This is a genomic window from Radiobacillus sp. PE A8.2 (assembly GCF_045635475.1).
Taxonomy (GTDB): Bacteria; Bacillota; Bacilli; order Bacillales; family Amphibacillaceae; genus JBJGXI01.
Genome location: NZ_JBJGXI010000015.1, coordinates 1 through 21064, shown reverse-complemented (window position 1 = coordinate 21064; position 21064 = coordinate 1). Strand labels below are relative to the sequence as shown.

The window sequence follows — 21064 nt, the reverse complement described above, 5'->3', positions numbered from 1 at the left end:
TTAGATAATTGTATTTACAATATTGTTAATTTTGTGTTAACTTTAGTTATATTCATTATTTGAATCTATGTATCACTATGTGAATCAAATAAAAGGGGGAAATTCAATTGAAAAACAGTAAATGGAAAATAGCTCTATTTGCTATTATCTTTGGTCTATTAACAATGGTATTAGCAGCATGCTCTTCCGAATCTAATTCTGGAGAAGGTAATTCAACAGATGATGACGGAAACGCAACTGAAGGTACTGAAGGTGAAGGCTCTAGTAGTGGTAGTGGTGGTGTTTTGAACATTGGTTTGTCGTCTAACGCGGCAACGTTAGACCCTACCCTTTATACAGGAACATATGAATCACAAATTATGCGCTCCATAGCTGATACCGTAATTGTGTACGACAAAGACTTACAAAGCATGGTACCTTCATTAGCAACGGAGTGGAGTGCTGCAGATGATATGATGTCATATACATTCAAATTAAGAGATGATGTTTACTTCCAACAAGGTGAATACCAAGATGGAAGACAAATGACAGCAGAGGACGTTAAGTACAGCTTAGAACGATCAGCTGAGAACTCGGCTCAAAACCGTCTAAGTGGTGTTGAAAGTGTGGAAGTTACAGGTGAATTCGAAGTTGTCATTCACGTAGAAGAACCTAATGCAGCACTACTAGCAATGCTAACAGACCAAGGTAATATTATTGTTCCAAAAGAAGAAGTGGAAGGCTGGGGAGACCAATTTGGTGCTCACTTAGTAGGGACAGGTCCATTCATTCTTGATGAATGGCAAACGGATCAACAAGTAGAATTAGTTAAGAACGAAAACTATTGGGGAGAAGAACCTAACCTTGATGGTGTAACATACAAATTTATCTCTGATGCATCCATGATGACAAATGCGTTACGTTCTGGTGATATTGATATTGCAACAGACATTAAAGGACAAAATAGAGAAGTTATAGAACAAGATGAAAACCTAGATCTACTATCAACTCCGGGTCTTTCGATTACTTATCTTGATATGAACTTCCAACAAGGTCCTACAGCAAATCCACTAGTAAGAGAGGCTATTTATAAAGCAACTAATATCGAAGAAATTGTACAAGGTGTACACCAATGGGGTGGAGGCACGGTTGCCAATGGACCACTTCCAAAAGGTTCTTGGGGGTATGATGATTCTTTTGAGTCATTAACGCCTGAATATAATCCAGAAGAAGCGAAAGAAATTTTAGATCAAACAGAATATGCAGGTGGATTTGAAATCGACCTATATGTACTAGAAACACGTAAGAACTATGCGACAATCTTCCAAAACCAAATGAAAGAAAACTTAAATATCGATGTTAACATTCAAGTTTCTGAATGGGGAACGTTAACAGAGACAATTTCTAGTAACAACGCACCGATGAACATTGGTGGATGGTCTTGGTATCCAGATCCATATTTCTTCCTTAATCCACGTTTCCACTCGAGTCAACATGGATCTAATGGTAACGGTAAAGCATATGAAAGTGAAAAAGTAGATGAACTACTCGATCGTGCACTTACAGAAACAGCTGATCAAGCAGAACGTGCTGAATTATACCAGGAGGCTGTTGCAGAAATCTTAGCAGATCATGCAACGATTGAATTTGATAACTTAGACATTGCAACTGGTATTAATCCAAAAGTTAAAGGATTTAACCTTTCTCCAGATGGATCGATTCATGTTGTAAGTCCAAATGGTGTTAACATTTCAATTGAAGAATAAGAACAAAAGCGCAGAGCTCCGGTTAGCGACGTACGGACTGGACTGAACCGCAGGAGATAAAGGAAACACGGTGAACGAAGTGAATCGATGTTGACTTATCGTACGGAGGTGAGGGAAGTCTCGCTAGTCGCTGGCGCTCGAAGCTGGCCGTGGCTAAATAACTCAGCAAGATATCCACAACTGTTTATTTTTATAATTTCCTAGACCATTAGAAAAGCGCAGGCGCCTTGCTCACCTCCGACAAGCTTAATTCAAACCTCGGAGTGGTGGTCTTCGCCACATAGAGGTTTGAATTAAGACCTCGAGGAGGTAGGCGCCGGAGCTGGACATCTTCAAATTTATTACTTTATTATCTTTCAAGCAAAGAGAAGTAGGGATTGTCCCTACTTCTCTTTCTTCAAAGGGAGGTATATTAATGAACAAAAAGATCGGTGTGATTACAATTGGTCAAGCTCCAAGAACAGACTTGTTACCCGAAGTAGAAAGGTTCTTTTCCTCCGATGTAGAATTTATCCAACGAGGTGTACTTGATGGTTTCGGTAAAAAGGAACTAGAACAAATAAAGCCCGAACCAAATCAGACAACACTTGTTTCAAGGCTCAAGGATGGTACTTCTGCCACGATGGCAAAAGAAAAAACACTTCCGATTATCCAACAAATTATCGACGATTTTAATCGAGATCAAGTCCATTTAATTATTATAGCTTGCACAGGCGAATTTAAACTTTTTCAATCTAATGTTCCAATCATCTACCCCGATTATTTATTGAACCATGTTGCACAAGGTATTTTTAGAAACAAAGGAAAAATTGGCGTCATCGTACCACTTCCAGAGCAATATGAATCAATAGAAAAAAAGTGGCAAGCTGCAGGTTTTTCACCTACATCTTGCGCAAGCTCGCCTTACATCTATGATGAAAGCTCACTTATCAAAGTAACAAATGAACTTGAAAAATCAGATATAAGTACGATTGTACTAGATTGTATCGGCTATACCCAAGATATGAAAGATATTGTTAAAAAGCATACGAGGAAAAATGTTATCTTATCTAGAAATATTGTATTTAAAAATGTGGCAGAATTACTTTAATTAGGATTTTTGTATGGATGCACTTCCTACAAAGATACTATCCTATGGGTACATGCTACAGATCTTAGATAAAATTCGATTTCTAACACGTATAGACATTTGCTAGCAATGGTGAGGTGGCCTCCCAACTTGAATCATCTTAGATAAAATAATATAAGAACGAAAAAGATACTTTTGCATAGCCTGAGAATCCAGAGAAGAACACCCGAAGTGTTACACTCTACGCCAACTTCGGAAAGTGACACCTCTTACCACTAAAACAAGGCAATCTATCGAAAGGATTGCCTTGCTCCTGTTCCCTATACTTCCAAATTCCGCCTGCCTAGCTCATCTTTTAACAACTGTATAAAGTCTTCACTCAACTTTAATGACAGCGCTTTTGTATAGGCGACAATTAATTCTTCATCATTTAAATGTAAAATACCAATACCAGTCATTACATGAACAACATCCTACAAAATTCAGTCGGTTGCACTAGACGCTCCCGGTTATTTAAGTGCCCACGTAAAAATAATCGTTCATCGCTTCTGTATACAAATCTTAGCTTTATTGACTTTTGAATGCAATAGGGTTATTTATAGATGTTATACTACTACATGTATAAAATATTCCACATACGTCGTTCAGAATGAACAAAGTATAATCACCTTTTTGCACAAGACCCGTTTTTGGAAGTAACCATGGAAGATAAGCCAAAGGTGATGGTGATTTGATTTTCCAAAATTTCCACTTGTAAAGTAAAAGAATTCATAGTACAATCTTCAAAGTGTCCACAAATTAAATATTGAAACTGTATAACCTCAAGAATATGGCTTGAGGGTCTCTACCAGGAACCTTAAAATCCTGATTACAGAAAATGAATCGTTAATAATTCGTTTTTTGTAATCTGGATTTTTTTGTACTTTCCTTTCGAGAAGGTTGGATTCAAGCATGAGAATGCGGGCTAGTAAGTCTTCGTGTTCTTTAGCACGATCGACAAGCACAACATCACCCTGGAAGACCGTCGCACCCTAACAAACGTAGAAAGGAAGATTAACAAACTATGAATATAAAAGTATTTATTTTAGCTTTTGCAACACTATCAGTTGGATTAGTTGAATTAATCGTAGGCGGGATTTTGCCGACTCTTGCTGAGGATTTAAATATAGCTTTAAGTACGGCAGGACAGTTCATCACAGTATTTGCTCTTATTTATGCCTTAGCGGGGCCAATTTTGCTTGTTATTACGAAAAAAATCGAACGCAAGAAACTGTATCTGATTGCCCTGTTGGTTTTCTCACTTGGCAATGTTATGACTTATTTTAGTCCTGATTTTACATGGATGATGGTTGCCCGGGTAATTACCGCTGCTAGTACAGCGCTGATTGTCGTATTGTCGCTCATTATTGCCCCAAAAATTGTTGCGCCTACCCATCGCGCAAAGGCGGTTGGGCTCGTTTATATGGGGATTAGTTCCTCGCTCGTACTCGGTGTGCCTCTCGGAATTCTAATTTCGAACACATTTGGCTGGCGCGTTATCTTCCTTGGAATTGCCGTGTTATCGCTTGTCGCAATGGTGCTGATTGCCTTGTTTTTAGAGGATGTACCAGGAGAAGCCGCTGTACCGCTCAAGCAACAGCTGAAAGCAGTTTGCAGTCCCAAAATTGGCTGTGCCCATCTTGCCACGTTATTTTTCCTAGCGGGTCATTATACACTATATGCGTATTTTACACCGTTCCTGGAAACAGAGCTGCATTTGAATTCCTATTGGATTAGTGTGTGCTACTTCATTTTCGGAATTGCAGCAGTTGGCGGTGGAGCTTTAGGTGGAACACTTTCTGATTGGATTGGTACGAAGAAAAGCATTTTGATGGTGATCATCGCCTTTGTAGTTGTGCTTGGAATCTTGCCGTTCACCACTTTTTCACTTGCACTGTTTATTCCAGTGATGATCATCTGGGCAGCGCTAAGTTGGGCACTAGCTCCACCACAGCAAAGCTATTTGATTCAAGCCGCCCCAGCCACCTCGGATATCCAGCAGAGCTTTAACAATTCCGCACTGCAAGTTGGGATTGCCGTAGGTTCTGCGATGGGCGGAATTGCGTTGGAACAAACCGGCACCGTGGCTCAAATGCCATGGGTTGGGAGCATCGTTACCGTAATTGCTTTACTGTGTGCCGTATATTCTTTATCTAAAACGAAAAATAGAAGACAGAAGAACATCTCTACCTCATCGTTACAGGAATCAGGGGTTTAGGTAGGAGATTCCAAATCCAAACATCCTAGATTGGCGTATCGCTGGTCTAGGATCCTTTTTAATTTAACTGGTTAGCATTCATTATACACGATACTCTTTTGCACTGTTAATAAAAAATTCTAGTAAACTTTTGGTTAAAAAATAGGTGAGTCTAAGCCAAGCACTGTTAAAATTATAAAGCACTTCCTCTAGAAGTCCCAACCGGCACATTATAAAAAAAGGGAAGTTACATCCACAATTCCACCCCCAACAAATATTATTCCAAAATGTTAATTGTTTTACATCAAATTGAATATAAGCACATTATAATTAAAGGAGTTAATCAAGCATTAGTTCCTCGTTTGCTAGATTGGCGAGGTTATCCAGATTATTAATGATGTAGTATCGCCCATCCTTTCTTATATATTTATTTTCTTCAAGCCATTTTATATTTTTAGCGATTGTTACGCGGGTAATGCCTAACAAGTTGGCCATTTCCTGGTGTGTGAAATTAATCGTTAGTCTAATTTCTTGAGATGCAAGTGTTTCGCCATATCTAATAGATAGATGAACAAAGGTTGCACACATTCTAGGAAGGGATTTTGTATAACTTAGTTGGAGTGTTTGCATGCACAATAGTCTATATTTTTTGGTAATCAAATCTAATACTTGACTTGTATATCTAGGTTCATTGCTGATTTTTTCCAAAAACACATCTTTACTAATTCTAATAAGTTCAACTTCTGAAGCCGTGATAGCACTGCTTGAATAACGGGAATCATCATTTAAAATACATTCGCCTATTAGTCCGTTCGTGCCGATGACAGCAAGTGCTTTTTCTTCTCCATTGGGAGAAATAAGAAATAAACGCACTCTACCTTTTATAACAAGATATAGGTCGTTGCCATCTTCATTTTGTCTAAAAACGATTTCATGCTTTTTAAAAGAATTTTTTTGACCAAGGTCTTTCAATATTGTCCAATCATAATCCATTTCATCAAACCAAGGATTTAGTACGTTAAATCTTTTTTCAATCTCATTTGACATTATCAACACCCCTAAAGAAAGGAAGATTTTTTATGAACAATACGTTATTGCCAATTGCACGAGAAATGTATCCAATATTATCAGAAAAAATTATGCTGTCAAGCTGCTCACAGAGTGCGCTCTCTACTAAAGTTTTACAAGCAATAGATTCATATAAAGATAGTTTAACAACTAACGGCATGGACTGGGCATTATGGATGGAAAAAGTAAATCAAGCAAAGGCTAAATTTGCCCAATTGATTAACTGTACTCCTGAAGAAGTTGCTGTCTTATCTTCTGTGTCAGATTGTATTTCTTCTATATTAAATGCTATGGATCTTGAAAATAAAGAGATATGTGTAACAGAATTGGATTTCCCTTGTATTGGGCAATCGATACTAGCACAGCAACAAAAACAAAATTTTAAAATTAACTATATCCCTCATAATGATCATTATACTATACCGTTAGAATATTATGAAAATAGTTTGTCGAAGCGTGTCGCTATTACTTGTATTCCACACGTATCTTATTATAGTGGATTTAAACAAAATTTAAAGGAAATATCTAAACTTGTCCATGATTCTAGCTCTCTGTTATTTGTAGATGCCTATCAGTCTGCGGGCAGTATGGAAATAGATGTAAAAGACATGGGAATTGATATATTAGTAGCCGGTATGCAAAAGTACTTATTAGGTGTACCTGGTATCTCTTTTATGTATGTAAAGAAAGACATTGCTGAACAATTACAACCACCTGTAACTGGTTGGTTTGGCCAACAAAACCCATTCGATTTTAATTTAAAATCACTAGACTATGGCAGTGGTGCACAACGATTCAACACTGGCACTCCACCAGTAATCAATGCGTACATAGCTGACGCAGCTTTAGCTACGATTAACTCGATTGGAATGCCGACTATTGAAGCATACTTAAATGAACTATCACTTTATACAATCGAAAAAGCTAAAGAGCTTAATTTAACAGTCGTCAGCCCACAGGAAGTAGCACACAAATCACCTAGCACCGCTATTTATGTGGAAAATGCAGCAGAGATTGAAGAACAGATGAAACGAAGAAATATTATTGTTTCTGCCAGACAAGATGTTATTCGAATAGCTCCTCATTTCTATAACACGAAAGAGGATATTGAAACAGCACTAGTAACTTTAAAAAACTTATTATCGTGATCTACCCCATTTATATAAATCTTGGACTAAAACAATAGTTTTAGTCTCTTTTTTTCGTGCTTTAAATGTTTAAAAACCCCCACAAAATTGCGGGGGTTCTCATAGCATACTTCCTATTCACATCGCTTAAATATAATCTTCTGTTGGCCATTATTGTTTATATCCTGACCCATCTTTGCTAATTTCTCTAATTCTGCTTCACCATCTACTTGCGCAAACAAGTTTCCTGGAAGCCATCCCATTGGAAAAAATGTTCTTGCATCTCTCCCATAAAACAGGCCTACGTCATAAATAGGGAAAGGTAAGCCTGAAAATGAGAATTCTGGCATAAATGTAAATAATATATCCCCTGGTAATGGAAAGCACGTTAAATTTTCTTTTGCTGGATCGTGTAACAACGATACTTCCTTATCACTCGGAGCGATTTGTACTGAAATTTCTCTACCTGTATACATCGCGTGTTTGCCCGACGTGTGAATCGGCTCTTTGATAGCATCCCAAAAACCTTCACAAGTTTTCGGTGCTTTATCAAATAATAACTTAACCTTTACTTCAATATTAACTTCTGGAAATACAATAAGAAAATGACTCAATGATAACACTCCTTATACAACACTTGGTTCAAACAACAGTTCATTTTTAGAAAATCTATTAAAATGTAAGCTTGAAACATCAATCGTCGTTGGTAGACTGAGAATAATATCAGCCATCGCTTGTCCCACTGCCGGTGACATCATAAAGCCGTGTCCACTCATACCAACAGCTTGATAATAGCCTTGCTTCGAATCAACATCACCTAAGATGGCCTGATGATCTGGTGTACTGTCATAGGTACCATCAACATGTGTCCGGAACTCCAATTTTTCAATTGGCGGAAAAATCTCTTTACCTACTTCTATCACTTTATCTTTAAACTCATACATACTATAAGGTGCCTTCAGCTCTCCACCTAAATAACTCGAATAAGCAATACCACTAGCTAACTGCTTACCAGCAAAGCCAGTTTCAGACGAAATAATCAACGGCTCTATTAGTCGTTGCTCCATGCGGTTTGAATATAATATTCTTCTATTCTCGAATTCGATTGGCAGCTCTACTCCAATGGTAGCGGCCAGTTGCTTCGAGCCTAAACCAGCAGCATTCACTACAAAATTTGCTGAGATAAATCCTTCTTCCTTCATATCAATTCCTGTTACGACACCATTTTCATCTGTTATACGAATTACCTCACTGTTTACAAATGTTACACCTTTACGCTTTGCCGCTTCAGCGAAGCTGCTCGTAACGTGGTACACATCGTCTACAAATCCGTCTGTTTCACAAAATGCCGCTTGAAGAAATCGATCTGTATTTATTCCAGGCACAATTTTTTCGACTTCTTCTGGACTAATGAGCGTTGTAGGAATCCCAAAGCTATTTTGCAGTTTAATATTATTTTTATAGTTTTCGATTGCCTCTTCACTATGAAGCAAATTCAAATAGCCCACACTGCGAAATTTTATTTCCTTTTCAGGCTGTAAGTGTTCATTGATCCGTTCAAAAAAATCAACGGAAAACTTAGACATCCTACAATTTATTTCTGTGCCCCATTGTTGGCGAACACCGCCAGGACATATACCTGTTATATCGGAAGCAATTCCACCTTTGTCAATAACGAGTAGATTCGTACAGCCCTTTTCCGCTAAAAAATATGCGATCGAACATCCTGTAATACCTGCACCAACAATAATACCGTCATAATGGGTCATCTTTTCTATCATCCTTTCTACTCATGTAGGTGACATGCAACAATTTGATTATTCCCTACATCCTTTAACTGTGGAACTTCACTCTTACACCGGTCCATCACAAGTGGGCAACGCGTATGGAACGGACAACCACTCGGAGGATTAACAGGACTCGGTACATCTCCTTGCAAAATAACTCTTTCCTTTTTCAATTTAGGGTTAGGTTCTGGAATAGCAGAGATCAACGCTCCCGAATAAGGATGTTTCGGATCCTTGAAAAAGGTTTCCCGATCTGCAATTTCGACTATTTTACCAAGGTACATAACAGCAATTCGGTTAGAAATATGTTTTACAACACTTAAATTATGTGTAATAAACAAGTAAGTAAGTTGATATTTTTCTTGTAAATCCTGTATCAGATTAAGCACCTGCGCCTGGACAGATACGTCTAATGCCGACACGGGTTCATCCATCACAATTAGTTTCGGCTGGACCGCAATAGCTCTAGCAATACCAATCCGCTGACGTTGACCGCCGGAAAATTCATGCGGATATCTTTCTAAATAAGATTCATCCAATCCGACGTCTTGCATTAATTGAGATAATTTTTCTCTTCTTTGTTTTTTAGTTAAATTCGTATGAATGATTAACGGTTCTTCAATAATGCTCCGCACTTTCAACCTTGGGTTTAAGGAAGCATAAGGATCTTGAAAAACGATTTGCATCTCGTTTCTTTTTTTCTTCAGACGTGAACTTGATAAATTGTAAATATCTTCTCCGTCCAAAAAAACGGAACCTTCTGTAGCCTCAAGCAGCCGCAAAACACTCCTACCTGCCGTTGATTTCCCGCATCCAGATTCACCGACTAGTCCTAGCGTTTCTCCTTTATTTATAAAAAAACTAATATCATCTACTGCCTTTAAAAATTGTTTTTTCTGGGGAAAAAAGCTATCACTATCCACTGGAAACCACTTTTTAAGATTTTTTACTTCCAACAGCTTTTGTTCCACTTGATTTCCCCTCCTTTGCACTAGAGTCGTCCCATCGATCTGAATACATCCAGCATTTTACTTGTTGTTTTCCGTTATCAATAAAACCAGGCTCTTCTTCAATACATATGTCTCTGACAAATTCACAGCGAGTACAAAATCTGCATCCATTTTTAATGTCTGTAGGCTTTGGTACTTGCCCTTTAATAGGATTTAACCGACTCACACTATTGACCATGCTTGGTATCGATTTTAATAATCCTTGTGAATAAGGATGTTTTGGATCTTCAAAAAATGTTTCCACATCGGTATACTCTACAATTCTACCTAAATACATAACTGCTACCTTATCTGCTGAGTCAGCAACCACACCTAAATCATGCGTGATGAGTAACATAGACATGTTAAACTTCGCTTTTAGATCCTTTAGTAGTTCGAGAATTTGTGCCTGTGTCGTCACATCAAGGGCAGTTGTTGGTTCATCTGCAATAAGTAGCTCCGGATCACACGCTAGCGCCATTGCGATCATAATTCGCTGCCGCATTCCACCGGACAGCTGGTGTGGGTAATCATCAATTCTTCTTATCGCTAGTGGAATACCTACCAAATCAAGTAGCTCTAGTGCTCGACTCCTAGCTTTTTTCTTATCTAACTTTTGGTGAAGTATTAACACTTCTATGATTTGATCACCTACAGTAAATACTGGGTTAAGTGAGGTCATCGGCTCTTGAAAAATCATTGAAATATCGTTGCCTCTAATTTGTCTAATTTGTTTTTCATTATAATCGAGCAAGTTTTTTCCATTAAACTTGATTTCGCCATCAATAATCTTTCCATGAGGCTCTGGTACAAGTTGTAATATTGATAAAGATGTTATACTTTTACCACTACCAGATTCCCCTACTAAACCGAGTGTTTCCCCTTTTCTAATTTCAAAGGACACACCATCAACTGCAGGTATTTCTTCACCATCACTTTGAAAATATGTTTTTAGATTTTTCACTTCTAATATATTCGTCATCTTAACCCTCCTATCCCATTACTGAGAGCTGAATGTGTCGATCGGTATTCGTTAATACTTCACACCCATCTTTTGTAACCAACACCATATCCTCCAAACGAACTCCACCTTTATCCGGTAAGTATAATCCGGGTTCAATCGTGAAGATCATGCCTTCTTCGATCGGTTCCTCACCGTTCAACACAACTCTTGGGTTCTCATGAATTTCTAAACCAACACCATGACCTAATCCGCGTAAGCTATATTGTTCCACCCCTGCATCTAGAAAGACCTTTCTTGCAACATAATCAAGTTCATGACCAGATATGCCGGGTTTTACAGCTGCAACAGCTTCTTCAATAGCAATTGCAACGTAATCATAGATTTGCTGCAGTTCTTTTGAAGGTTCACCAATCCAGATCGTTCTCGTCATATCAGACATATATCCCTGGTAAGTAACGCCATAATCAATTAATAGTAAATCATTCATTTTAACTTGGTTATCTGAAGGCTTTGCGTGTGGCAGTGCAGCTCGTTTATCTGAAGCCACAATCGTTCCAAAGGCCGGACTTTCATTTCCTAATTTCATTTTTATATATTCTAATTCAATCAATACTTGCTTCTCCGTCATACCTGGTTGAATAATCGGTAATAAATCTGAAAAAGCTTGATCAGAAATGGCAACTGATCGCTTAATCATCGATATCTCACTTGCGTCCTTAATCTTTCGTATATCTAATAACTCCGTTGTTAGAGGTGCCCACTGAAATGAAGAACATAGGTTACGCAACTGTTCATATAAAGACACAGGCATTTTCAGAGATTCAAAGCCTATTGCTTTAATATCAAACCGACTAAATTGCTCTTTTAATGTAATAAATGGGTCAATACCATGTGTAATAACCTCATAATCTTTTGCTTGTTCTTGCGCTTGACTCGTATACCTTTGATCTGTAATTAAAATAGATTCATTTGCTGTAATTATTAAATATGCATTGCTTCCTGCAAACCCTGAAAAATACCGATAATTCTCATAGGAACTAATAAACAGTGCACATAAACCTTGTTCTAACATTAGATTTCTAGCCTTTTTCAACCGATGCTTGGACAACGATACCACTCCCACTCAAATGGAAAGATAGAAGAAGACAAATAAAGTGCATCTTATTTGTCTTCCTATTTGTTATTATTCTGTAACAGACCAATTTTCTGCAGTAAAGGTTATTCCTCTGAAATCAGGTTCAAAGCCAGCTACTCGCTTATTGAATACGAACGGATTATCTTGTTCATATAACGGAATCCAAATTTCATCTTCTGCAAGCTTTTGACCAACGTCCCAAATTAATTGCTGACGCGCATCAAGATCTACTTCTAACGTTTGCGCCTCAAGCATTTCGTCTACATCTGGATCAGAGTATCCCACAAAGTTGTATCCATTTGGCGGCATATAGCTGCTACCAAAATAGCTACGATATTCATCTGGGTCTGCTTCAACACCAAATCCTAAAATGTAGGCTGCAAAATCATCAGCAGTTACTTCACGCTGTTTTCCGTCATCCGTTTGTGGTAATAGCTTTGTAACTAGTGTTGCAAAATCCTGCGTTTGCAGTTCTACTTTAACGCCAACCTCTTCCCACATCTGCTTTAACAATGTTGCTGTTTTTTCACGTTCTTTATTACCAGTTGGAACTTCTAACGTAAAGCTAATCTCTTGTCCATCCTTTTCATAAATCCCATCACCATTTTTTGCATAGCCAGCTTCTTCTAAAAGCGATTCTGCTGTTGCAGTGTCAAACTCATAAGTTGGTAGATCCGGGTTATGCGACCAGTGTTTAGAAGGAAATACGTCATCGGAAATAGTTCCATATTCACCTAATATAGAAGCAACAATTGCATTCTTGTCAACTGCATGTGCAAGTGCCTGTCTAACAAGCTTATCGCCGAAGTGTTCATTTCTAGCATTAAACCCAACGTAATATACACTTAAAGTAGACTGTGTAATTAATTCAGAATAGTCAAGTGAACTTACTGATTGCACCTCTGAAACTGGTACAGCTGTAATATCAATTTCTTTACTCATGAATGATGCCAACATCGAATTGGCGTCACCAAATCGTACGAAAATACTATCTAGTTTTGCAGGTTCTTTAAAGTAATCTTCATTTTTGGCTACTTCTATATATTGACCAGTTTTCCACTCGACAAATTCAAATGGACCAGTACCAATGGGATTACGGTTGGAATCATGTTTTTCCCATTCACCTGGAGGCACATCACCTAAAATGTGCTTCGGTAAAACACCGATAAACAATCCCGAAATAAATGGAGCATATGCTTCTTTTGTTGTAAATGAAATCGTGTTTTGATCAATAACTTCGATACCCTCGACACTATCTGCCTCACCAGCATGATATTCAGCAGCACCAACAACTGGTTCCACACGCCAGTATGCACCAGCATCATATGATGGGTCTGCAATCGACGTAAATGTAAACGCAACATCCTCTGCGGTAAACGGCTCTCCGTCATGCCATGTGATTCCTTCATTTAGATGGAATGTATATGTTTTACCATCCTCTGAAAGATCCCAGTCTTTAGCAAGACTTCCTACCATTTTTAATTCTTCATCAGGGATAACCAAAGAGTCATAAATCATATGCGTAACAACTGTGTCAGAAGTTGTTGCCCATACGACAGGATTCAAGTTCGCTGGCTCACTATTAGAAGCAACTGTGACTGAACCTCCACTTGAAACTTCAGCATCGTTCTCCCCTTCCGTATCTTCAGTTGGTGTATCTGTGTTATCCGGCTCCTCACTTTGCTGACCGCTATCGTCACTACACCCAATCAGTAGTGCAAAAATTAAGAATATTGCTGCTAAAAAAAGGTTCTTTTTCATTGTAAATCCCCCTTGTTTAATTTTTTATTTTAGGATCTAATGCATCACGTAATCCATCACCAAGGAAATTGATACATAAGATCGTAATTAATATTGCAAATCCGGCCGGCATCCAAATCCAAGGCTTAAACTGTAACACCATAATTGATGTGGCATCGTTTAACATGTTTCCCCAACTCGGATATGGTTGTTGCACCCCTACACCAAGAAAGCTTAGAGCTGATTCTGTTAAAATCGCCTCTGCGGTTTGTAGGGTGGCTTGGACGACAATTGGAGCAATAATGTTCGGTAAAATATGCTTCGCTATAATCACACCGTTGTTTTGTCCGATTGACCTAGCGGCTTCAACATATTCCATTTCTCTTATTTTTAATACTTCTCCCCTAACGAGTCTTGTCATCGTCGTCCAACTGACAAAACTAATGATAATAATTACATTCATGATTCCCGGGGTGAGAATCGTTGCAGCTGTAATTGCCAAAAATAACACTGGGAAACAAATGACAACATCGGTGATTCGCATAATGATGTTATCGATCCACTTTCCATAATATCCAGCAACAACACCCATGAAGACACCGATTAATGTTGAAATCAATACAGCTGTAAGGGCAACTGATAAGGAAACCCTAGCCCCATAAATTAATCGACTCATCATGTCCCTTCCAGTACCATCTGTACCTAGAAGGTGTTCTGCTGATGGTGGTGCATAAACATCGTACGTGCCAAGCTCATTCTTCGGTGACGTATAAGGATCATGAGGTGCAATGAACGGCGCAAACACAGCGATTAATATAAGTAACCCTAAAACAATTAGTCCAAAAACGGCTAACTTATTCTTTTTAAACCTTTTCCATCCTGCATGTTCTTTTTTCACTTTATTTTCAAGCGCTACTGGCATTCCAGGCTGCTGATAGTGTAAATCATTACTCATCGAATCTCCCCCTTCGATATGAACTACTTAGTATCTGATACGAGGATCAGCCCAAGCATACATAATATCAGCAATTAAATTACCTGACATAACCAGAACAGAAGTAAATAAATTTAATGCCATAATGACTGGATACTCTCTACCCTCGATCGCTTGAATACCTAAGCTCCCCATACCAGGCCAGTTGAAAATGTATTCTGTAATATAAGCACCACCAAACAAAAATGGGATCGATAATCCAAATATCGTAATGACAGGAATGAGTGCATTTCTTAGTGCGTGCTTTAAATACACGACTCGTGTACCCAATCCTTTAGATTTCGCTGTACGGATATAATCCTGATTCAATACTTCTAGCATGCTAGATCTCGTGAAGCGCATAACCACAGCAACGGTAGGAAGTGCTAACACAATCGCTGGCATGAATACGTGCTTTAGATAGTCCCAAAATAATGCAAGCCCGGTAGCATTACCACCGATTGTTTCCATCCCAGAAGCAGGCAACCATCCAAGCTGTAAGGCAAAAATGAAAATCATCCCGAGTCCAAAGAAAAAGGATGGAACAGAGATACCAATAAAGGCGAAAACAGTTAGTAAATAATCAGGTAACTTATATTGATGTGTTGCAGAATAAACACCAAAAGGCACACCGATTACAAATGCAAGTACAAATGCTGATCCTGTTAGTATTAAAGTGGCTGGTAACCGCTCAATGATTAAATGTGCAACTGATTCACCAGATTTAACTGTATAACCGAGATTGCCTTGGACAATCTCTTTTAACCAATTAAAGTACTGCATAAAAACTGGATCATTCATCCCTAAGTTATCCTGTGCCCTTTGTAATTCTTCAGGAGATATTTTCGGGTCAATCATTGTCTCCATCGGACTACCAGGGGCCAACTGAATAATTAAAAATGTTAAAACTGTAATCCCTACTAAAATAGGAATAGATTGAAATATCCTTCTTATCACATATTTTTTCAAGGTTATTTCACACCTTCTTCCCTTACACTTTTAATTAAAATGAGATTATCCTGCCGTTTGGTTAAATAGTCTATGCCGTCTTTTGTTACAAGTACGTTTTCTTCAACGATAAAGTGAATCCCACCCTCTAAAAACAAGGTTGGTTCAATTGTAAAAACCATACCTTCCTGGATCTCTTCGTAAGGGGACTGGCCATACCGTTCCCAACGAGGTGCTAGTAGCGCCCCACCATCATGAACGTCCCTTCCGATTTGGTGGCCTGTCGCATGGGTTATTTCTGGATAACCTGATTCCACATAATAATTTCTTGCTGCTGCATCAACTTCATGGCCTAGTGCTCCAGGCTTGAGTTTGTCAGCAGCTAAACTAATCGCCTGATGGACTGCTTGGAAAGCATCCCCGATTTCTTTCGGAGCTTCTGTTTCATTATCTTTTAAAAAGTAAACTGTTCGTGCTATGTCTGACACATAGCCATCGATTTCCACGCTGAAATCCATAATTACCATATCGCCTTTGTTAATAACAGCATTTCCTGGTGGGCGATGAGCGATGTTTTCTTTCATTACTATCGGCATCGATAATGTTCGGTCTACCCCATTCACTACACCGTTTTGCTGCATCTCTTGAATAAATAATTGCCCAACTTGTTTCTCCGTCATTCCAGCTTGTAACTGATCAAAAACTGAAGCATAAATGTCTAATGTGACATCAACAGCTTGTTTGATTTTAGATACCTCCGCCGGAGATTTAATACTTCTAAGCAACTTTAGAAACGGTTCAGAAGAAATATATTTGCCTGTAAAAACCGATTGTAACGTGTGTTGCAACCAGCGATATCGGCCCGTTGTTAACCCATCAGCCAAGTGTTCCTCTTTGGAAATATTAAGAGCAATCGTATTTGGTGCTATATCCTGAACAATAGATGCGAGTGTTTCTGCTAAACTACCTTTATATTTGTACACCTGGTCAAACAGTTCTGACTGCTCAATATCCTGTGCATCAATCGAACTACAAACGGCTAGCTTGTTTCCTTGTTTGGTGACCATAAATGCTCCAGGGCCGACTGTTCCAACCCCTGTCACTAAAGGAATACAAGGATCACTTCCTTCACTCGTATAAATGAGCCACATATCAATATCCATTTCTTTTAAATACTGAACAGCTTGATATAGCTTTTCTTTTTGTGTTTCGAACATTTATTACACCTCCATTTGCAAGCAATAATGATGTACAACTTTCCGCATAAGATTTACCCCATAAACAAAAGCATCAGTTTCGATTCGTTCATCTGCACTATGAACGCGTTTTAACACTTCTGAAAAGGGCACCGTTACAGGAGATAATCCATAAACATTTTTCGCTATCTTTCCGATAAATCGTCCATCTGTTTTACCTAAAGCTGTAAAAGGGACCCATGTTCCGCTAAAACCATAGTCTGGAGAATATTGTTGAAATAACTTCATAACTTCTGCGTCCACTTCACTTAAATAACCTTGCTGGAAATCAATCAATTCCCATGAAACATTACTATTTTCAAAGAGTTGGTTCATATATTTTTCGAATGCATCCTTATTTACCGACGGTAGTGTCCGAAATTCGAAAGTAACTTCACCTTTATAAGGAATAACGTTTACTTGCGTTCCAATTTCCAAGTAATCAATCATGGTCGTTTGGAATTTCATATATTCGTAAAGCTTTGCTACTAATTGGTCATCTGGAGTGGGTTGTGTATTTGATTTTAAAAGTTGCTGAAAAGTTTCAGTATATGTTGTTAAAACGGAATACTCATGACAGTGTGGTTCTTGTTGTAGTAAGTATTGAAGTGCTTGTGTAATATGAGCTATTGCCTGGTTATCCGGTGGACTGCCGGCATGTCCGCTGTCCCCGGTACCAACAATTTTAATCACCGCTGTACCTTTTTCCCCTGAAGCGAAAAGCATGTATGGTTTACCATCAGAGCCCGCAACTGTGAATCCACCGCCCTCACTTAGAACTGTAGCATTATCAAAAATTTCAGGACACGTTTCCGCTAGGTATTCCATGCCTTCCTTGCTACCATTTTCCTCATCTGCCGATGCAACAAAATAAACATCACGATTCAATGTTTGTTCCGAATGGTAGAGTTCTAAGAAAGCAATCAGGTGCATGACCGTTAGTTGCTTCGTATCTAATGTACCTCTTCCCCATATACACCCTTCTGCTTCTTCACCAGCAAACGGCGGAAAACTCCAAGTATCACGATCAGCAGCGACAACGTCAAGATGTGATAGAAGCACCAGCGGTTCCTTTATTGGTTGCACTGCCTCCAAGTGAGCTATAAGGTTGGCACGCCCATTCGGGCTGTAGATAATTTTCGATGCAATACCCGCTCGTTCTAACACATCTTCTATATAAAGCGCCGCCTCGTACTCGGTTGCATACTCATTCGTTGTGTCGATCTTAACCAAATCTTGAAGTATCGCTATCGCATCATTAGTCTTCATCTGTTTACGCATGAATCATAACCACCTAGGATGAAATTAGTACAATCTCTGTCTGTCGCTTACTCAAAATTACTGGCTTATGGTCGGTAACAAGCACATTTTCCTCGACGAGTATACACGGCAATCCATCATCTTGAATGACTGTCGGTTCAACCGCATAAATTTCCCCCGCTTCGATGACACCCTCAACCTCGGGTCTTTTTGGAGTACGTAATGGGCCAAGTATTGTGCCGCCATCATGCGTTGCTCGCCCAATTTGATGACCAACGGAGTGGCGAATTGTCGGGTAATCATTTAACTCAATCTGCCTTCGACCTACAGCATCAACTTCAAAACCTTTAGCCCCTGGTTTGAGAGCTTTAATAGATGCCGTAATTGCTGTAATTGCCGTGTCAAAAGCGTGCTGTATGCTGTCAGGCGCTTTTTCTTCACCAGGCTTTAATATATAGCAAGTCCTAGCAATATCTGAAACGTAATTTTGATATTTCAGACTAAAATCAATAATGATAATATCACCTGGAATCGTTTTGAAATCTCCTGGTTTTCTATGGGCAAGTCCATTTCGCACGGTACATACGAGTGGTGGATCAAATGGATTTCCAAGCCCGTTTGATACACCGCGTTTCTTCATTTCTTCCACGAACAATAAGCCAATCTCTTTTTCTGTCATACCACAAACAATTTGGTTAAACACTGCTTCATAAACTTCTACTGTGAGTTCAACAGCCTTTTTAACGAGGGCTACTTCTGTAGGTGATTTAATACTTCTTAACCTTTTTAATATCAATTGACTACTAACTTCCATACTAGTGAGTACTTCTGCTCCCACTACATCTGTTAGCCACTGATATAATCCCGCCGTTAATCCATCACACAAATGATCACTCTCAGAGATATTTAACGCCAATTTCTTTACCGCAAGCTGTTCAAAAACAGCTCGGAATGCATCATCCATGCTTGCTTCATAAGTAATTACTTCGTTAAAAAGATTAGTATCTTGATAGCTTCCTTTATCACTGACAGACGTGAGAACGATATGTTTGTTATCACTTCTTAGAAAAATTGCTGCCTGATGGACTGATCTGACTCCTACAAGTAACGGTAATGCAGGATCTGTTCCTTCTCTTGTTAGAATTAACCACGTGTCAATGTTTTCGGCTTTCATTAGCTGAACTGCTTGAGCAATTTTTTCAGCTGCAATCTTCGGATCTCCTAATTGCATTTAGAATCACTCCTTCCCAATCGACAATAAAATGTTATACATATTTAGAATCCCAAAACGCAGTGACTCGAGTGGAATTTTTTCATTCACGCCATGAACCATTTTTATAACTTTATCAAAGGACATGTCCGGTAACATCGGGCAATACCCATAAACCTTTGACTGGTATGGAAGAAGATGCCTACCATCACTGCTTCCGATAGATAGATAAGGTACAACTACCGCGTCCTTTACTTCACCTTGAAGATTCTGTTCGAAAAGCTTGAGCATTTGATCGTTTAATTTTGTTTCATAGCCTTGCGAAAATTGAAATAAATCATAATCAACCGGAAGCCCTTTGATTAACTCCTCGATATAACTTTTGACTGCACCTTCATCTACAAATGGCAACGTTCGGCAATCAATGATAATTTCAGTACTACCTTTTAAGGATGGATGCTTCCTGCCACCATTCCACTTCGTTATCGAAAAGGTTGTTTTTGTCATAGCCTTAAACATAGTTACTAGATGCTCAGGTATTTGATTGAAAAAAGCAGTTAGATCATCTTTGTCAAAAGCTATTCCTTGTCGCTTACATATTGTTTGAAACATCATCTCTGTAATATGAGGAAGCGGTTCAGTTATATTAGCATTCATCACTTGCTGTATTACTTGCATGATTGTTTGCATCGCAGCATTGCTTGGCATATAAGGATTGTCGCCTTGCTGATGAACTACGGTAAGCTTGAATCTTGCTACTCCCTTTTGACCCATCTCTGCTAGATAATAGTTTTGACCTTCAAGCGCAATTGGAAAGCCACCTCCCTCATTAAAAACCGTTGCATTCGTAAACAATGCACCTTCTGTTTTCAACAACGCTAGCAAACCATATTTACTACCATTTTCTTCATCTGCTGTTGCAACCATTACAATCTTTTTTCCAAAAGAGATATTATTTCTTCTGAGTAGAATCAGAATCATAAGATGGGTAATCGTTAATTGCTTCGTATCGATAGTTCCTCTCCCCCAGAGAGTATCTTCAATGATCGCTCCACTAAACGGATGAACGTCCCAATCTGCTTCATCTGCAGGAACAACATCAACATGCGATAACAGGATGGTCGGATTCTCATACGTTGACTCCAAAGAAATGATAATATTTCCTCGTTGTTCACCTGTTGTTTGAATGGTTGTATATAGCCCGTTCCGTTCAGCCACGCTTTTCAAAAATTGGATTGCTAGCATTTCATACCCTGGAGGATTTGTCGTATTCAATTGTACGAGCTGACTCAAATAGCCTGATGCCTCTTGTTTTACTTCCTGCCAGTTTATCTCCATCACTGCACTCCAAACTTTATATATTTTTAACAATACTAATACGGTTCGGTTATTTTTGATGTAAACTACTTTACAATTCAGAATATTTTAACAATGTTTTGTTTTGGAAAGGGTATGATATATTTAACCGTAAGAAAGCCCAATACCAATTTGGTAATGAGCTGTTATATATCAATAACTGTAATTCAGCCTAAAGTAATCTGTTTTAAATACACTTTTCTGTAGAAAAAACACTTAAAA

At 38.6% G+C, this 21064-nt stretch carries 18 protein-coding genes and 2 riboswitches; of the genes, 4 read left to right on the top strand and 14 right to left on the bottom strand.

All coding sequences use genetic code 11. The annotated features are described in order from the left end of the window. The first annotated feature begins 107 nt into the window (after positions 1-107). Complete coding sequence (locus ACI6MV_RS09935; RefSeq protein ID WP_407270136.1) at positions 108-1745, top strand: ABC transporter substrate-binding protein; 1638 nt, start codon at positions 108-110, stop codon at positions 1743-1745. Positions 1746-2160: 415 nt separating this feature from the next. Next, positions 2161-2835 carry an AroM family protein gene (locus ACI6MV_RS09930; RefSeq protein ID WP_407270135.1) on the top strand — a complete coding sequence of 225 codons (675 nt, stop codon included), beginning with the start codon at positions 2161-2163 and terminating at the stop codon, positions 2833-2835. Positions 2836-3134: 299 nt separating this feature from the next. Here ACI6MV_RS09930 and sda read toward each other — a convergent pair whose 3' ends face one another. Continuing rightward, positions 3135-3272 (bottom strand): sporulation histidine kinase inhibitor Sda, encoded by a 138-nt coding sequence (sda, locus tag ACI6MV_RS09925; RefSeq protein WP_407270134.1) that lies wholly within the window; start codon positions 3270-3272, stop codon positions 3135-3137. 17 nt (positions 3273-3289) lie between these two features. Then, positions 3290-3373: riboswitch (cyclic di-GMP riboswitch) on the bottom strand. Positions 3374-3605: 232 nt separating this feature from the next. Further along, a riboswitch (purine riboswitch) is annotated at positions 3606-3705 on the top strand. A gap of 172 nt (positions 3706-3877) precedes the next feature. Here sda and ACI6MV_RS09920 point away from each other — a divergent pair. Further along, complete coding sequence (locus tag ACI6MV_RS09920) at positions 3878-5071, top strand: MFS transporter (RefSeq protein WP_407270133.1); 1194 nt, start codon at positions 3878-3880, stop codon at positions 5069-5071. A 318-nt stretch (positions 5072-5389) separates the two neighbouring features. Here the strand turns inward: ACI6MV_RS09920 and ACI6MV_RS09915 are convergent, their stop codons facing one another. After that, positions 5390-6097: a Crp/Fnr family transcriptional regulator gene (locus ACI6MV_RS09915; protein WP_407270132.1), complete on the bottom strand. Its 708-nt coding sequence runs from the start codon at positions 6095-6097 to the stop codon at positions 5390-5392. Between the two features lie 32 nt (positions 6098-6129). Here ACI6MV_RS09915 and ACI6MV_RS09910 point away from each other — a divergent pair, with 32 nt between their 5' ends. Then, positions 6130-7266 (top strand): aminotransferase class V-fold PLP-dependent enzyme, encoded by a 1137-nt coding sequence (locus tag ACI6MV_RS09910; protein ID WP_407270131.1) that lies wholly within the window; start codon positions 6130-6132, stop codon positions 7264-7266. Between the two features lie 113 nt (positions 7267-7379). Here the strand turns inward: ACI6MV_RS09910 and ACI6MV_RS09905 are convergent, their stop codons facing one another. From ACI6MV_RS09905 to ACI6MV_RS09850, 12 genes are all read right to left on the bottom strand, one after another. Next, a complete protein-coding gene (locus ACI6MV_RS09905; RefSeq protein ID WP_407270130.1) occupies positions 7380-7859 on the bottom strand; it encodes a DUF3830 family protein in 480 nt (159 codons plus the stop codon). Between the two features lie 12 nt (positions 7860-7871). Further along, entirely contained in the window at positions 7872-9026 is a 1155-nt protein-coding gene (locus ACI6MV_RS09900) for an NAD(P)/FAD-dependent oxidoreductase (protein WP_407270129.1), read from the bottom strand. 5 nt (positions 9027-9031) lie between these two features. Then, positions 9032-10003, bottom strand: a complete 972-nt coding sequence (locus tag ACI6MV_RS09895; RefSeq protein ID WP_407270128.1) for an ABC transporter ATP-binding protein — start codon at positions 10001-10003, stop codon at positions 9032-9034. After that, positions 9969-11003 carry an ABC transporter ATP-binding protein gene (locus tag ACI6MV_RS09890; RefSeq protein WP_407270127.1) on the bottom strand — a complete coding sequence of 345 codons (1035 nt, stop codon included), beginning with the start codon at positions 11001-11003 and terminating at the stop codon, positions 9969-9971. Before ACI6MV_RS09890 ends, ACI6MV_RS09895 begins: the two co-directional genes overlap by 35 nt. Positions 11004-11013: 10 nt before the next feature. Further along, positions 11014-12093, bottom strand: coding sequence for a M24 family metallopeptidase (locus ACI6MV_RS09885; protein WP_407270126.1), 1080 nt, complete (start codon positions 12091-12093; stop codon positions 11014-11016). Positions 12094-12168: 75 nt separating this feature from the next. Continuing rightward, positions 12169-13881 (bottom strand): ABC transporter substrate-binding protein, encoded by a 1713-nt coding sequence (locus ACI6MV_RS09880; RefSeq protein ID WP_407270125.1) that lies wholly within the window; start codon positions 13879-13881, stop codon positions 12169-12171. 16 nt (positions 13882-13897) lie between these two features. Further along, positions 13898-14815, bottom strand: a complete 918-nt coding sequence (gene opp4C / locus ACI6MV_RS09875) for an oligopeptide ABC transporter permease (RefSeq protein ID WP_407270124.1) — start codon at positions 14813-14815, stop codon at positions 13898-13900. A 27-nt stretch (positions 14816-14842) separates the two neighbouring features. Beyond that, positions 14843-15802 (bottom strand): ABC transporter permease, encoded by a 960-nt coding sequence (locus tag ACI6MV_RS09870; protein WP_407270123.1) that lies wholly within the window; start codon positions 15800-15802, stop codon positions 14843-14845. Positions 15803-15804: 2 nt separating this feature from the next. Continuing rightward, positions 15805-16998, bottom strand: a complete 1194-nt coding sequence (locus ACI6MV_RS09865; protein ID WP_407270122.1) for a M24 family metallopeptidase — start codon at positions 16996-16998, stop codon at positions 15805-15807. Between the two features lie 3 nt (positions 16999-17001). Beyond that, positions 17002-18297 (bottom strand): M20/M25/M40 family metallo-hydrolase, encoded by a 1296-nt coding sequence (locus ACI6MV_RS09860; RefSeq protein ID WP_407270121.1) that lies wholly within the window; start codon positions 18295-18297, stop codon positions 17002-17004. Between the two features lie 13 nt (positions 18298-18310). After that, complete coding sequence (locus tag ACI6MV_RS09855) at positions 18311-19507, bottom strand: M24 family metallopeptidase (RefSeq protein ID WP_407270120.1); 1197 nt, start codon at positions 19505-19507, stop codon at positions 18311-18313. Positions 19508-19513: 6 nt separating this feature from the next. After that, positions 19514-20857 (bottom strand): M20/M25/M40 family metallo-hydrolase, encoded by a 1344-nt coding sequence (locus ACI6MV_RS09850; RefSeq protein ID WP_407270119.1) that lies wholly within the window; start codon positions 20855-20857, stop codon positions 19514-19516. Positions 20858-21064 lie beyond the last annotated feature (207 nt).

Excerpts from the sequence above, each read along its gene's own strand:
- ACI6MV_RS09860 (WP_407270121.1), bottom strand. The coding sequence starts at position 18,297 with ATGCGTAAACAGATGAAGACTAATGATGCGATAGCGATACTTCAAGAT.
- ACI6MV_RS09915 (WP_407270132.1), bottom strand. The coding sequence starts at position 6,097 with ATGTCAAATGAGATTGAAAAAAGATTTAACGTACTAAATCCTTGGTTT.
- opp4C (WP_407270124.1), bottom strand. The coding sequence starts at position 14,815 with ATGAGTAATGATTTACACTATCAGCAGCCTGGAATGCCAGTAGCGCTT.
- sda (WP_407270134.1), bottom strand. The coding sequence starts at position 3,272 with ATGACTGGTATTGGTATTTTACATTTAAATGATGAAGAATTAATTGTC.
- ACI6MV_RS09910 (WP_407270131.1), top strand. The coding sequence starts at position 6,130 with ATGAACAATACGTTATTGCCAATTGCACGAGAAATGTATCCAATATTA.
- ACI6MV_RS09900 (WP_407270129.1), bottom strand. The coding sequence starts at position 9,026 with ATGATAGAAAAGATGACCCATTATGACGGTATTATTGTTGGTGCAGGT.
- ACI6MV_RS09855 (WP_407270120.1), bottom strand. The coding sequence starts at position 19,507 with ATGCAATTAGGAGATCCGAAGATTGCAGCTGAAAAAATTGCTCAAGCA.
- ACI6MV_RS09920 (WP_407270133.1), top strand. The coding sequence starts at position 3,878 with ATGAATATAAAAGTATTTATTTTAGCTTTTGCAACACTATCAGTTGGA.
- ACI6MV_RS09890 (WP_407270127.1), bottom strand. The coding sequence starts at position 11,003 with ATGACGAATATATTAGAAGTGAAAAATCTAAAAACATATTTTCAAAGT.
- ACI6MV_RS09865 (WP_407270122.1), bottom strand. The coding sequence starts at position 16,998 with ATGTTCGAAACACAAAAAGAAAAGCTATATCAAGCTGTTCAGTATTTA.
- ACI6MV_RS09880 (WP_407270125.1), bottom strand. The coding sequence starts at position 13,881 with ATGAAAAAGAACCTTTTTTTAGCAGCAATATTCTTAATTTTTGCACTA.
- ACI6MV_RS09930 (WP_407270135.1), top strand. The coding sequence starts at position 2,161 with ATGAACAAAAAGATCGGTGTGATTACAATTGGTCAAGCTCCAAGAACA.